The organism is Bartonella sp. AD13SXNS (genome assembly GCF_042196465.1).
GTDB lineage: Bacteria > Pseudomonadota > Alphaproteobacteria > Rhizobiales > Rhizobiaceae > Bartonella.
Genome location: NZ_JBHIQI010000005.1, coordinates 82,684 through 95,966 on the forward strand (window position 1 = coordinate 82,684; position 13,283 = coordinate 95,966).

At 37.9% G+C, this 13,283-nt stretch carries 12 protein-coding genes and 1 other RNA gene; 6 read left to right on the plus strand and 7 right to left on the minus strand.

The genetic code is table 11. The annotated features are described in order from the left end of the window. Window positions 1-7 precede the first annotated feature (7 nt). From ACFIMQ_RS05030 to ssrA, 4 genes are all read right to left on the minus strand, one after another. Window positions 8-259, minus strand: coding sequence for a ribbon-helix-helix domain-containing protein (locus ACFIMQ_RS05030; RefSeq protein ID WP_375616515.1), 252 nt, complete (start codon window positions 257-259; stop codon window positions 8-10). 10 nt (window positions 260-269) lie between these two features. Further along, complete coding sequence (locus tag ACFIMQ_RS05035; protein WP_375616514.1) at window positions 270-452, minus strand: DUF4169 family protein; 183 nt, start codon at window positions 450-452, stop codon at window positions 270-272. An 8-nt stretch (window positions 453-460) separates the two neighbouring features. Next, a complete protein-coding gene (locus tag ACFIMQ_RS05040) occupies window positions 461-1,006 on the minus strand; it encodes an SspB family protein (protein ID WP_375616513.1) in 546 nt (181 codons plus the stop codon). 182 nt (window positions 1,007-1,188) lie between these two features. Further along, window positions 1,189-1,545, minus strand: a transfer-messenger RNA (tmRNA) gene (gene ssrA / locus ACFIMQ_RS05045). A 96-nt stretch (window positions 1,546-1,641) separates the two neighbouring features. Between ssrA and ACFIMQ_RS05050 the strand changes: the two genes are divergently transcribed. Continuing rightward, window positions 1,642-1,947 (plus strand): DUF2853 family protein, encoded by a 306-nt coding sequence (locus ACFIMQ_RS05050; protein WP_375703525.1) that lies wholly within the window; start codon window positions 1,642-1,644, stop codon window positions 1,945-1,947. 74 nt (window positions 1,948-2,021) lie between these two features. Here the strand turns inward: ACFIMQ_RS05050 and ACFIMQ_RS05055 are convergent, their stop codons facing one another. From ACFIMQ_RS05055 to ACFIMQ_RS05065, 3 genes are all read right to left on the minus strand, one after another. After that, on the minus strand, window positions 2,022-3,329 hold the full coding sequence (locus ACFIMQ_RS05055) for an MFS transporter (protein WP_375703526.1): 1,308 nt from the start codon (window positions 3,327-3,329) through the stop codon (window positions 2,022-2,024). A gap of 655 nt (window positions 3,330-3,984) precedes the next feature. Continuing rightward, entirely contained in the window at window positions 3,985-5,295 is a 1,311-nt protein-coding gene (locus tag ACFIMQ_RS05060) for an MFS family transporter (RefSeq protein WP_375616510.1), read from the minus strand. Between the two features lie 1,157 nt (window positions 5,296-6,452). Next, a complete protein-coding gene (locus ACFIMQ_RS05065; RefSeq protein ID WP_375616571.1) occupies window positions 6,453-7,760 on the minus strand; it encodes an MFS family transporter in 1,308 nt (435 codons plus the stop codon). A gap of 220 nt (window positions 7,761-7,980) precedes the next feature. Between ACFIMQ_RS05065 and ACFIMQ_RS05070 the strand changes: the two genes are divergently transcribed. From ACFIMQ_RS05070 to ACFIMQ_RS05090, 5 genes are all read left to right on the plus strand, one after another. Further along, window positions 7,981-8,775: a thymidylate synthase gene (locus ACFIMQ_RS05070; RefSeq protein WP_375616509.1), complete on the plus strand. Its 795-nt coding sequence runs from the start codon at window positions 7,981-7,983 to the stop codon at window positions 8,773-8,775. Beyond that, the gene (locus ACFIMQ_RS05075) at window positions 8,772-9,281 is read left to right on the plus strand and encodes a dihydrofolate reductase (protein ID WP_375703527.1); all 510 of its coding nucleotides are present in this window, start codon (window positions 8,772-8,774) and stop codon (window positions 9,279-9,281) included. The genes ACFIMQ_RS05070 and ACFIMQ_RS05075 overlap by 4 nt, the downstream gene beginning before the upstream one ends. Before the next feature lie 118 nt (window positions 9,282-9,399). Continuing rightward, entirely contained in the window at window positions 9,400-10,539 is a 1,140-nt protein-coding gene (hflK, locus tag ACFIMQ_RS05080; RefSeq protein WP_375616507.1) for an FtsH protease activity modulator HflK, read from the plus strand. Between the two features lie 2 nt (window positions 10,540-10,541). Continuing rightward, window positions 10,542-11,480 (plus strand): protease modulator HflC, encoded by a 939-nt coding sequence (gene hflC / locus ACFIMQ_RS05085; RefSeq protein ID WP_375616506.1) that lies wholly within the window; start codon window positions 10,542-10,544, stop codon window positions 11,478-11,480. Between the two features lie 151 nt (window positions 11,481-11,631). Continuing rightward, window positions 11,632-13,158 (plus strand): Do family serine endopeptidase, encoded by a 1,527-nt coding sequence (locus ACFIMQ_RS05090; RefSeq protein ID WP_375616505.1) that lies wholly within the window; start codon window positions 11,632-11,634, stop codon window positions 13,156-13,158. The last annotated feature ends 125 nt before the right edge of the window (window positions 13,159-13,283 follow it).

Below are 13,283 nucleotides of genomic sequence, written 5' to 3' on the forward strand. Positions count from 1 at the left end.
ACAAATATTAAAGACGTTGGGCGAGAACGCTTTGAAGGGCATAAACGCGTAACGAGGCCGAAAGATTTACTTGTTGTGGTCTTTTGCTATCGATATCAGTGATAATAAAGGCTAAAGATTGTCCTTTTTGGCGGGCTATATCTTTTAGAATATCTAAAAATGGAGGTTCTAAAGAGACGCTTGTTGCATGGCCATCAATGCGAACAGATATTTTTTGTGGAATAACTTTTGACCAATCGATAGAATTATTTTCGTGCATTTTTCTACCTTTATTCGTCATTTCGTAAACGATTTTGATCAAGAAATTTTTGCGTTTTTAAAGATTTTTGTTGCTCAAAAAGTTTTTCAGTTTTTGTTCGTCCAAAACGATAACGATTTTGCTCAGCGCGAAGAGCTTTTTCTGTACGCTTTTTTTGTTTTCGAAATTGGCGAAGGTTAATTAATTCAGGCATGAGAAAGTTTATTTTTTCCGAAAAGAATCTAAAGAGACAACATCAGCACTTTGTTTTGTATCGTTATTTGAAGGTTCTTTATTGGTACTGAGATTTTGTTCTTTTGTGAGCGTATTTTCTTTTTTTTGTTTGTTTGATAGAGTAATGGGTGCAGGTAAGGTGTTTTCTGAATTTTCACTTTCTCCAGAGGTAAGACTTGAGGGCAGATCAAATGCTGCTTCAAATGCTGCTACAGGATCATAAAAGACCTGAATGGAAGTAAAAGGAATCACCAGTTTTTCTGTTATTTCCCTGAAAGAGAGGGTTACTTCGAAGGCTGTTTCTGAAACACTGAGATCTCTAAACTGATGTTGCAAGACGATTGTCATTTGCTCAGGATAGCGGTTTTTTAGCCGAGAAGAAATTTTAACGCCTGGGGAATTCGTCAAAAAAGTTATAAAAAAATGATGATTTCCCGGAAGACCAGCTTTAGAAACTTCCGATAAAACTTTACGGATAACTCCACGAAGCGCATCCTGAACGAGAATATCGTAACGGATTTGATCTTTAACCATCGAAGTTTATTCCTTTTATTTCACGTAGCAGAATGGGTCGTATTGATGTTGTGTAATAGAAATGTATTTTAAAACTAGCAATATTTTATCTACGATGCACCTCAATGAATTGAAAAAACACGAAACTCTAAGATAAATAATGTCTGATAATGCCTGAAAGATCAATCAATAACATTTAAAAAAGTGAAGGCTTCTGTTGCCAGGTGCCTTCGAACCCCGCTTAAACCTGCGACGGTTTAAGAGTCAAGTTGAAACATTCACACCACTTTAAGCGGCGAGACGTGCTTCCGCATAGTTGTCATTTGCAACTACTCATTTAGCCCGATAACGGTGGTACAATGCCGAGTAAAAGAGCGATCTTTACACCCTTGTCGATCCTATTTCGCCCCCAGCAAAATATAATTTGGGTTTCTTATACTTTGGTGGAGGCGCCGGGTACCGCCCCCGGGTCCAATAGGTTTATTTCACCGTCCATTTATTACCATAGCTGGTAAGCCAGCCTCTTAAATATAGATGAAGAATGGTCTCAGGAAAAGGGGGGTTGTTAATATTTTTAATCCTCTAGTTATTTATGAAGCTATATGATGCGGTTTTAAAGTATAGGCCGCTCGTTTTTGGAGAGGAGATGATGAAAAATGACAAATAATCTAGCAGATATTAAACTATATGATCCAAATCCTGATGAGGCAGCAGTAGAACGACTTAGCCATCGTTTAGCTTTGGTGATGAAAAAACAGGATGCAGCGCTTGTTGCTACAACAGATCCAAAAGAGTTAGAACGTGTTGAAAAATGGGTTCAAGATGTTTTAGAAGCTGATGAACAGAGTGCTAAAATGGCTGTTTCAAAAGTGGCTGAGATGATGTCTGGAGCGCGTAGAAAAAGTCGTATGACTTTTTATTATCTAGTTGCTAAGCACCTTAATGCACTTCATAAAATTTAAACAATTTTAAACTAAATTTTGCTCAATAATAAAAAAGCCCAAAATTGTTTGGGCTTTTTTGTTTATAGAGTGCGTTAATGTTTTTCATCGTCTTGGAGATATCCTCCTTTACGCATACTCGGAACAAAGAGAAGAGCAATGAATGCCATGATCATCACGACAGTTATATAAAAATAAAAGAGTGATTCATGACCGTACTTTTTTAACCCAAGCGCAACGTATTCAGCAGAACCACCAAATAAGGCGTTACCAATGGCATGAGAGATGCTAACGCCTAATGCGCGTATTGAAGAGGGAAACATTGCTGATTTGACGACACCAGAGATGGATGTATACATGCTCATAATGAAGAGCAAGCCAATAATGACGGAAAAGGCAACCCATATACTATGCGTATTACCGATTATCCAGAGTCCAGGAAATGTAAAGATGACAGAGAGTATACTCCAAATGATAAGTAAAGTTTTTGTTCCAATTTTATCGGCTATGATACCAGCTATGGGTTGGAATAGGATGAAAATAAATAGTACAGCTGTCATAATCGTTGTTGCTGTATGTTTATCAAAGCCGGTGGTTGTGATCAGATATTTTTGCATATAAGTCGTAAAGGTATAAAATGTGAGTGATCCTCCTGATGCAAAGCATGCAATTACGACAACGGCTTTTGTATGCTTGGTGAGAAGTTCCTTAAGACTGCCAGAGTGTTTGTGAGAGCGGCTTTCTTTCGTGGTTGTTTCGTGGAGAGAACGACGCAGATAAATCGCAATCACTGCCCCGAAACCACCAATTACAAAAGGAATGCGCCATCCCCATGCTTTTAACTGATCTTCAGAGAGATAAGATGCTAGAATAAATATAATGAAGCTGGCAAGAAGTTGACCTGTAATAAGAGTGGCAGATTGGAAAGAAGCGAAAAGCCCACGATGTTTTTTGAGGGCAACTTCACTCATATAAGTGGCTGCTGTACCATATTCACCACCCGCTGAAAGTCCTTGCATCATCCGAGCTAAAAGTAAAAGGATTGCTGATGTTATTCCCAAGGTTTCATAGGTGGGAAGTATGGCAATGAAAAAAGAGCCACCACACATCATAAAAATGGATATAAGCATCGAGCGTTTACGTCCATAACGATCGGCGACAAATCCTAAAAACCAAGCTCCAATAGGGCGCATAAGAAAGCCAATAAAAAACACACCTGCGGTTTTTAACAGTGGCGTAATCGTATCACCATCGGAGGGAAAGAATTGTGATGCAAAATAAATTGATGCAAATGAGTAAACGTAAAAATCATACCATTCTACGAGATTTCCTGATGCGCTTGCTATAATAGCAAAAACACGTTTTCTTGCATCCTGTGATGCTGAAGTTGTTTCATTTTTCATGAATTGTTCCCCTTTTGGATTTATAGTTCATATTTTCTAAACATAATTGTTTATGATTTCCAGAAAAATTCAATTGTATTATAACAATTTCTTAGGGAAACTCTTTAAGATGATTTATTAGAGTTCTATTGTCATTCGTTTTAAGATTTTTACTTGTGTTGTAGAATAAAAAGTTATCACATTGCATTTAAAGGGAGAGAACATTGAAAAGTAGATCAAGATACCTTTAAACTTGATGAGAAGAATGCAATTATTGGCATCATACCGGAAGATCATAGAAGAGATGGTCTTTATGAGCGGAAAGCCCCAAAACTGAAAATATTTAATAAAGCTTAAATAATGAAAAAGGAGATTTTTGTGTCCTTACTTATCTTGTTGTATCATAACACATCATCATTTAGGAGGGTGAGGTAAGGCTCAGATAAGGTTTTCCGTATGAGTTGTTTTTCAGATATCATGATAAGTATTTAGGGGAGGGCTTGCCTATAGAATCTTATCAAGTAAATTACATAAAGAGGGCAGTAACTATAGACAACTTAAGAGAAACTGAGTTGTTTGTAAGACGAATACGGGGTGGGCTTTTCGTTCTTTATTAGGGTGGAGAGGAGATCAAAAAAAGCCCAATTTTTTGGGCTTTTTTATCCAGAAAATAAGTTTAATGAAGTCTATCGTCCTTATCGAGATATCCTCCTTTATCTATATCGGGCATAAGGAGAATAGAGATGAGTGCAATGACCATCATACCAACTATGTAATAAAAGAAAACAGATTCGTGTCCCATATTTTTTAATCCAAGCGCTACATATTCAGCAGAACCACCAAACAGTGCATTGCCAATGGCAAAAGCAAATCCAACACCAATTGCTCGGATTGAAGCAGGGAATAATTCTGCTTTTATAATACCAGCAATGGACGTATAAAAACTCATAATACAGAGTATTCCAATAATGATTAAGAGTGCTGTCCATGGATTATGGGCATTCCCGATCATTTTAAGTACAGGAATGGTGCAGATAATGGATAATACACCCCAACTGATGAGTGAAGCTCTTGCTCCAATTTTATCGGCTAGGGAACCAAAAAGCGGTTGGAGTAACACAAAAACAAAGAGGGCGGCAGTCATTATTGTTGTTGCGGTTTGTTTATCAAAGCCAGTAGTTGTTATCAGATATTTTTGCATATAAGTGGTGTATGTATAAAATGTGAGTGATCCGCCAGCTGTAAAACCAACAACCAAAAAGAACGCTTTTTTATGATTACGAAAAAGCTCTTTAAGGCTACCAGTATGTTTTGCAGAGCGGCTTTTGAGGGTTGTTGTTTCATGGAGAAAACTACGCAGATAAATTGCAACGATTGCTCCAAAACCACCAATGACAAAGGGAATCCGCCATCCCCACGCTTTTAATTGATCCTCGTTAAGGTAAATGGCTAAAATAAATATTATAAAACTTGCCAGAAGTTGACCTGAGATCGTTGTTGCATATTGAAAAGAAGCAAAGAGACCACGACGGTTTTTGGGCGCAACTTCGCTCATATATGTTGCTGCTGTACCATATTCACCGCCAACGGAAAGTCCTTGAAACATACGAACTAAAAGGAGAAGGAATGCTGCTGTTATTCCCAAGGTTTCATAGGTGGGAAGTATGGCAATGAGAAAAGAGCCTCCACACATCATAAAAACAGAAATAAGCATTGAGCGTTTACGTCCATAGCGGTCAGCAATGAAGCCAAAAAGCCATGCTCCAATTGGACGCATAAGAAAGCCAATAAAAAAGATTCCTGCAGTTTTTAACAGTTGTGTAACGATATCCTCATCTTCAGGAAAAAATTGTGAAGCGAAATAAACCGATGCAAAGGAGTAAGCATAAAAATCATACCATTCTACCAGATTACCTGATGCACTCGATATGATAGCAAAAATACGTTTTCTTGTATCATGTGGATCTAAAATTGTTTGGTTATTCATGAAATATTCCCCTTTTAGATTTATAATTTTTTTCTCTTTAAAGTTGTTTACGATGTGCATTATAAAAATGCTATTGTATCACGATAATTTTTTAGAGAAATATCATTGTAAAGATTTTTTCTAGAGCTATTAATGTTGTTTGGGGCTTACGGTGTTGTTATATTGCGTAAATCATGAGCTTTTTACTATCCTTAAGGAAATATTATTTTTTGTTTGATTGTGAATTATTTGCATGTGAGAGTGTTTATGAAGATATAATACTCTTTAGTTTATATGCTTGATGTTGTTTCGTAAAATGATGTTATTGACTATTGCATGCGAGGTTGGTGTATCAGTTAAAATACTTTTTATGAATGATCTTAAGTGTTAAGGGGGAGTACAATATTAAGAGTTCGTCAATAGTATAATGATAGGGGCTTGCATTTTTATTAAGTGTAAAGAGAGTAATGCCCATGTTTATACTTTACGGGGTTTTTACATTATGTCATTCACGGGTGCCTTCGTGAAATGGAGTTGGGTGCATTGAGAAATGTTTCTTAAAAAAGTGAGCGGATTCATAGCATAATAGTATTTTCTGTTTTTCATGGGTGGCTTTTTTGCCACGCCCCCAATGTTGCGACAGCCCTTGACTTAAGATGATTCATGAGAGCCATTTTTAGTTCTTTCTTGTGCAGTTTTTATCCACACACTCATCCTGCTTGTGATGTGCAAGCGAATGGTTTTGATTGATTCAAGATAAACAGGTTTGAAATGAGAGAATCCTACGATATTCGGGAATTCTCATTCAATATGCAAAACAATGAACACTCTATAAATCAATTTGCTGCTTTGTATGAGGGGACTTAAGAACGTATTAAACAAAAACTTAAGGTAAGGTATTCTCTTTATTATTGATAAAATTTCTTGCAAGATAATCGTTTTGCTTCCATTTTGATTAGGAATGGGGGTATTAAAATAAATCAAAAGTTCTTTATCTTCAGCAAAAGAAGTATTTATTAATAATAATATGCAGCTGTTTATTTTTATAAGCAGTATATGCAAGAGAGAAAATTTCTTCTTTAGGTTTTTGAAGAGATAAAAAATCGTGCGCTTTAAACTTCTATAGGAAAGAATTACAAAAAGCCCAGAATACTGGGCTTTTTTGTTAACATCAAAAGTTAATGAATATCGTCTCCTTGTAAATATCCTTTTTTGCGCGCATCGGGCATCAAGAGAACTGCAATGAATGCAATAATCATCATGCCAGTTATATAAAAATAGAAGACAGATTCGTATCCAAGGTCTTTTAATTCAAGCGCTACGTATTCAGCAGAGCCGCCAAACAGTGCATTGGCAATAGCATAAGAGAATCCAACACCTGTTGCTCGCACTGAAGCGGGAAACATTTCTGACTTTACAATACCAGAGATGGACGTATAAAAACTCATAATGCATAGCATTCCAATAATGACTGATAGAGCAATCCATGTTTCATTAGTGTTACCAATTACATGAAGTCCAGGAATCGTAAAGATAATAGATAAAACACTCCAAATAAGCAGTGAAGTTCTTGTTCCAATTTTATCAGCCATAAAACCAAATGCAGGTTGAAGTAACATGAAAACAAAGAGCGCAGCAGTCATGATTGTTGTTGCAGTATGTTTATCAAAGCCGGTGGTTGTGATCAGATACTTTTGCATATAAGTTGTATAGGTATAAAATGTGAGCGATCCCCCAGCTGTAAAGCCAACAACTAGAAAAAAAGCTTTTCTGTGATTGCGTAGAAGCTCTAAAAGACTACCAGCTTGCTTTTTAGAACGATTTTCTTCTGTGGTTGTTTCATGAAGTGTACGGCGGAGGTAAATTGCAACAACTGCTCCTAGGCCACCAATGGCAAATGGAATACGCCATCCCCACGCTTTTAGTTGATCCTCTGTAAGATAAAGTGCTAGAATGAATATAACCAGACTGGCTAGAAGTTGTCCACCAATCAGTGTGGTATATTGAAAAGAGCTAAAAAATCCACGGCGGTTTTTGAGTGCCACTTCACTCATATAAGTGGCTGTCGTACCATATTCACCCCCGACAGAAAGTCCTTGAAGCATTCGGAGTAAAAGTAAAAGAATTGCTGCTGCCATTCCAATAGTTTCATAAGTAGGAAGTATGGCGATTAAGAAAGAACCACCACACATCATACCAACAGAAATAAGCATTGAGCGTTTACGTCCATAGCGGTCAGCAATGAAGCCAAAGAGCCATCCGCCGATTGGGCGCATAAGAAAACCAATAGCAAAGACACCAGCGGCTTTTAAAAGTTGTGCAACGACATCGCCATCTGAGGGAAAAAATTGTGATGCAAAGTAAATGGATGTAAAAGAATAAACATAAAAATCATACCATTCTACTAGATTACCTGATGCACTGGACACAATAGCCCAGATACGTTTTTGCGTATCATGTGGTGCTAAAGATTCTTGTTTTTCCATAGTCAATCCCTTCATTTCACGTTCACCATTTTTGTTCATTATCACTCTATGTTCTTTTCTTAAGAAGCTGTCTATAGTATTTTATCTTTTGTATAAAAATTTTAGTCAGATCACGATAATTTCTTGTGTAAGATGTTTTCGGATAAAGATTTGAATTATGTTTGTACGAATTTTACAGTTTTTATTTTCTATAATGAGGAGAATCGGACATAATACCCTCATGAAATCATATCTGGCTCTTTTATCCCACGTTTTAAATCAGGGTATTGATCGTACAGATCGGACGGGCGTTGGAACGCGATCTATTTTTGGATATCAGATGCGCTTTGATTTACAAGCAGGATTTCCATTGTTGACGACAAAAAAACTACATTTACGTTCAATTATTTACGAGCTTTTGTGGTTTCTTAAAGGTGATACAAATATTGCATGGTTGAAAGAGCATGGTGTATCAATTTGGGACGAGTGGGCTGATGAAAAAGGAGATCTTGGTCCTGTTTATGGTTATCAGTGGCGTTCTTGGCCTGCTCCTGATGGGCGCCATATTGATCAAATTAGTAATCTTTTAACAATGATTAAGGAAATGCCAGATTCTCGTCGCTTGATTGTATCTGCTTGGAATCCTGCATTAATAGAGGAAATGGCTTTACCTCCGTGCCATTGTCTTTTTCAATTTTATATTGCGGAGGGGAAATTGTCCTGTCAGCTTTATCAGCGTTCGGCGGATATTTTCTTAGGTGTTCCATTTAATATTGCGTCCTACGCATTGTTAACGATGATGATTGCGCAAGTAAGCGGTCTTAAAGTAGGTGATTTTATTCATACTCTGGGGGATGCTCATCTTTATTCTAATCATTTTGAACAGGCAAAATATCAATTGTCTCGTAGACCAAATACTTTGCCATCTATGCGCATAAATCCAGTGGTAACAGATCTTTTTTCTTTTCAATTTGAGGATTTTGAATTGCTTAATTATGAAGCACAACCCCATATTAAAGCGCCGGTAGCAATATGATGATTTCCATTTGTTTCATTGCTGCGGTTGCAGAAAATGGTGTTATCGGTCGTGAAGGTGCCATGCCTTGGCATTTATCAACGGATTTGCAACGCTTTAAAGCTTTGACATTGGGTAAGCCCATTATTATGGGGCGAAAAACTTGGGATTCTCTTGGGCGCCCTTTACCTGGGCGTACAAATATCGTCGTTACGCGTGATTATACCTTCAACGCTGAAGGGGCTGTTGTTGCTCACTCTTTATCGCAAGCTTGCTCTCTTGCAACAAGCGTTGCTTCTCAAAATGATGTAAAGGAAATTTTTATTATTGGGGGAGGAGAAATTTTTCAACAAGGATTGCCTATGGCTGATAAAATATTCCTTACAGAAGTTTTAGCTTCTATAGAAGGTGATAGTTTTTTTCCTGTTTTTGATAAAGAAAAGTGGACTATTGTGCAAACACAAGATATTCCAAAAGGGGATAAAGATAGTCATCCGACACGTTTTGTTGTTTATGAGCGGAAATAATTTTTGTAATATGAAGTGGAAGGGGTTATCAGTTGTATTATAATGAGGTAATAGGCACCCTATAAGATCAAGCAAATGGTTGGTGTTCGAGTAGTGGTAATCAGTTAAAGAGGTGATAATGCCCTGGACAAATCAAAATGGTGGTGGCCCGTGGAGTGGCGATAAAAACAGTGGTGACAAAAAAACACCAGCTAAGAATATCTTTGGTTCTGGTGGCAATCATGGTAGCGAAAATGGTCCTAATCTTAATGATATTTTGCGCAAAGGGCAGGATCAGTTTAAACAATTTGGGAGAAGTAGTCTTTCTGTTTTATTCCTTCTGCTTATTGCGTTTTTTTGGTTATACCAGTCAATTTATATTGTTCAGCAAAATGAACAAGCGGTAGAGCTGCGCTTTGGCATCCCTAAAGAAGGCATTATTGGTGATGGCTTGCATTTTCATTTTTGGCCAATTGAGACTTATATGAAAGTACCTTTAACGGAAAAAACAATCGCGATTGGTGGAAAGCCTGGTCAGGCGCAACAAAGTGATGGCTTAATGCTTTCGAGTGATCAGAATATCGTTAATGTTAATTTTTCTGTTTACTATCGGATTGCGTACCCTAGTCAGTTTTTATTTAATGTGAATGATCAAGAGGGAACGGTTCGCCAAGTTGCCGAGAGTGCAATGCGTGAGGTTATTGGTTCGCGGCCGGTTGATGATGTTTTACGTGATAAAAAAGAAGAAGTTGCTAATGACGTTAGAAAGATTATCCAGTTGACTGTAGATAAATATCAGCTTGGTGTTGAAATAAGTCGTGTATCTATCAGTGAAGCTGCTCCTCCGACAAAGGTTGCTGCTGCGTTTAATTCTGTTCAGCAGGCGGAGCAGGAACGTGGAAGAATGATTGAAGAGGGGAATCGTGTGCGTTTTACGAAAATTGGTTTAGCAAATGGTGAAGCTTCACGCACACGGGAAATCGCAAAAGGTGAAAAGGCGCAAATGGTTGAAGAAGCAACAGGGCGTGCTGAACGTTTTCAAGCGATAGCGCGTGAGGCTGCGGTTTCACCAGAAGCTGCGCGCTACCGTCTCTATATGGAGACGATGGGGCGGATTCTGTCTTCACCCAATAAGCTGGTTCTTGATCAAGCAAATTCTCCAGCGGTGCCTTATTTACCTTTGAACGAATTGTTGCGTAGCAAATCATCGGAAAAAGTAAAGGCAACATCAATGCGTCCTGCAGTACTCTTAGATTCTCGCATTTCTGGAGGAGATTAATTATGCAGCAATCTCGTTTTTTGTTTGTTTTGAGTGCTATAGTGTTTGTTTTGATGATTTTGTGGATGTCCGTTTTTATCGTCTATCCTCGTCAACAAGTAGCAATTAAGCGTTTTGGACAAATTGTTCAGGTAGAATCTAATCCTGGAATCTATTTCAAGGCGCCTTTTATCGATAAGATGATCATTGTTGATAATCGGTTATTGCGTTACGATGTTCCTACACAATCTGTACAGGTTCGTGGTGGGGCGTATTATGAAGTGGATGCATTCTTTATTTACCGTATTACAGATCCTAAGTTGTTTTTACAGCGCATTGCTTCTGGACGGCCGCAAATTGCAGCCCGTGAAAATCTTGCGCCGCGTTTTATTGATGCTTTGCGCGCTGTTTATGGTAAGCGAGAATTTAAAGCAGCTTTATCGGATGAACGAGGAGCGATGATGGCTGAGGTACAGAAGCAGTTTTCTGTAGATGCAGGCTCGTTGGGTATTACCATTGTTGATGTGCGTATTCGTAAAACCGATTTGACCGATGCTGTTTCAGAAGATGTCTATCGGCAAATGGCAGCTGAACGTGAAGCTGCTGCGGAAAATATTCGAGCTCGTGGTCAACAAGAACGAGATCGTATTGTAGCAGAAGCTAATCGTGAATATGAAGAAATTGTAGCAGCGGCAAAGCGTGATGCTGAAATTACCCGTGGTGAAGGTCAAGCTGAAAGTATTCGTCTTTTATTGAATGCGCGGGAGGCTAATCCGTCTTTTTACGATTTTTGGTTGGCGATGGAACAATACAAGAATTTAGAGAAAACACCGATGGTGATTTCACCAAATGAGGATTTCTTTTTCTATTTTCGTAATCCGCCGCAGGCAAATAAAGCATTCTTACCGACAATGAATACTGGACTTAGTAAAACTGATTCAAAATCGGGAGAGAATAGATAAAATAATGGATTGCAGATACGAGATTTTGCATGAAAAGAATAATCAGTGAGCATTTTCTTTTATGATAAAAGTGGTAGAGAGTATCGAGCCGTGCGGGTTTTACATAGATAAATTTAGTAGGGCTCTTTACGGCTTTGGTTAAAGGCATATCATGGATAGAAGTGTCGTGAGTAAAAGTACGTTTTTGAAGTTTTTTATCACAAGAATTGTTTTTTTTGTGACTTTGTTCATATCAGGATCAGTGAGTTTGTCTTGGGGCGCAGAGACAAGCAAGGCATTGCTTTCTATTCCTGATTTAGCTTCTGAGCTTTTGGAAACAGTTGTGAATATTTCCACAGCACAGACTGTTGAAGGAACAGAACAGGATGAAAATACTGCGGTACCCATTATCCCAAAAGATTCATTGTTGGAGGAATATTTTAGTGATTTTTTTACACCTAAAGATGGTCAAAAAGATAGTCAATTCCAAAAAGTGCGTTCTTTAGGGTCTGGTTTTGTAATTGATGCGCAAAAAGGGATTATTGTTACAAATTATCATGTTATCGTTGATGCTGATGATATTGAAGTTAATTTTACGGATGGAACAAAATTAAAGGCAAAGCTTCTTGGAAAGGATAGCAAAACTGATTTGGCGTTGCTTCAAGTCGATGCAGGAAGTAAAAAATTAAAAGCTGTGCGTTTTGGTGATTCAGAAAAGGCACGTATTGGTGATTGGGTTATGGCTATTGGAAACCCTTATGGTTTTGGTGGAAGTGTAACGGTTGGCATTATTTCTGCACGTAACCGTGACCTTAATGCTGGTCCCTATGATAATTTTATTCAAACAGATGCAGCAATTAATCGGGGCAATTCTGGTGGTCCGTTATTTGATAGAAATGGTGAAGTCATTGGCATTAATACAGCAATTGTTTCACCTTCGGGAGGATCTATCGGTATTGGGTTTGCTATTCCATCGGATATGGCCCTTTCTGTTATTAATCAATTGCGTGATTTTGGCGAAATAAGGCGTGGTTGGTTGGCTATTCGTATTCAGCCGGTGACAGAGGATATTGCAAAAAGTTTAAAATTAGATGATGCTGTAGGGGCATTGGTGGCTGGTAAAATAGAACAGACAAAAGAAAATAATGTAGATAATAGCCAGTTGCAAACCGGAGATGTTATTCTTTCCTTTGGAGATTCCAAAATTAAGCATGCACGTGATTTGCCGCGTTTAGTTGCAGAGAGTTCAGAAGGAGAAGTGGTGGATGTTACTATTTTACGGAATGGGCAAAAAAAAATAGTAAAAGTTAAGCTTGGACGTTTGGTTGAAACAGATCCAAATGAAGATACAAAAGAAGAAGTTAATGATAAAAAAAATCAAGATCTGTTGGAAAATGTGACAATGCAGTTTATGGGAATGACGTTATCTGAACTGACAGAGGATTTGCGTCATCGTTATTCAATTTCAGATAAACTTCGAGGACTAGTGGTGACATCTGTTGCACAAAATAGCGCAGCGGATAAAAAGCGTATTCGCGTTGGTGAAGTGATTGTTGATATCAATCAGAGTTCTATCACAACAATTGATGAGGCTAAAAAACGTATTCATAAATTACGTGAAGCTGGACGCAAAAATGCTCTCTTTATTGTTGCGCGTCCAGATGGAGAGTTACGGTTCGTAACGATCTTAATGGATTGATGTTTGAAAAATTATTTTTTGTTTTTTAGCAGCTTTAGTATATGGGGTATTTTGTAAGTTTGGCATGTAGCCTCTAATATTTATCACACTCATTTCATGGCGGAGAGCATGGATTGTGTAACATA

Coding starts and splice junctions, on each gene's coding strand:
- ACFIMQ_RS05030 (WP_375616515.1), bottom strand. CDS start 259: ATGCACGAAAATAATTCTATCGATTGGTCAAAAGTTATTCCACAAAAA.
- ACFIMQ_RS05035 (WP_375616514.1), bottom strand. CDS start 452: ATGCCTGAATTAATTAACCTTCGCCAATTTCGAAAACAAAAAAAGCGT.
- ACFIMQ_RS05040 (WP_375616513.1), bottom strand. CDS start 1,006: ATGGTTAAAGATCAAATCCGTTACGATATTCTCGTTCAGGATGCGCTT.
- ACFIMQ_RS05050 (WP_375703525.1), top strand. CDS start 1,642: ATGACAAATAATCTAGCAGATATTAAACTATATGATCCAAATCCTGAT.
- ACFIMQ_RS05055 (WP_375703526.1), bottom strand. CDS start 3,329: ATGAAAAATGAAACAACTTCAGCATCACAGGATGCAAGAAAACGTGTT.
- ACFIMQ_RS05060 (WP_375616510.1), bottom strand. CDS start 5,295: ATGAATAACCAAACAATTTTAGATCCACATGATACAAGAAAACGTATT.
- ACFIMQ_RS05065 (WP_375616571.1), bottom strand. CDS start 7,760: ATGGAAAAACAAGAATCTTTAGCACCACATGATACGCAAAAACGTATC.
- ACFIMQ_RS05070 (WP_375616509.1), top strand. CDS start 7,981: ATGAAATCATATCTGGCTCTTTTATCCCACGTTTTAAATCAGGGTATT.
- ACFIMQ_RS05075 (WP_375703527.1), top strand. CDS start 8,772: ATGATGATTTCCATTTGTTTCATTGCTGCGGTTGCAGAAAATGGTGTT.
- hflK (WP_375616507.1), top strand. CDS start 9,400: ATGCCCTGGACAAATCAAAATGGTGGTGGCCCGTGGAGTGGCGATAAA.
- hflC (WP_375616506.1), top strand. CDS start 10,542: ATGCAGCAATCTCGTTTTTTGTTTGTTTTGAGTGCTATAGTGTTTGTT.
- ACFIMQ_RS05090 (WP_375616505.1), top strand. CDS start 11,632: ATGGATAGAAGTGTCGTGAGTAAAAGTACGTTTTTGAAGTTTTTTATC.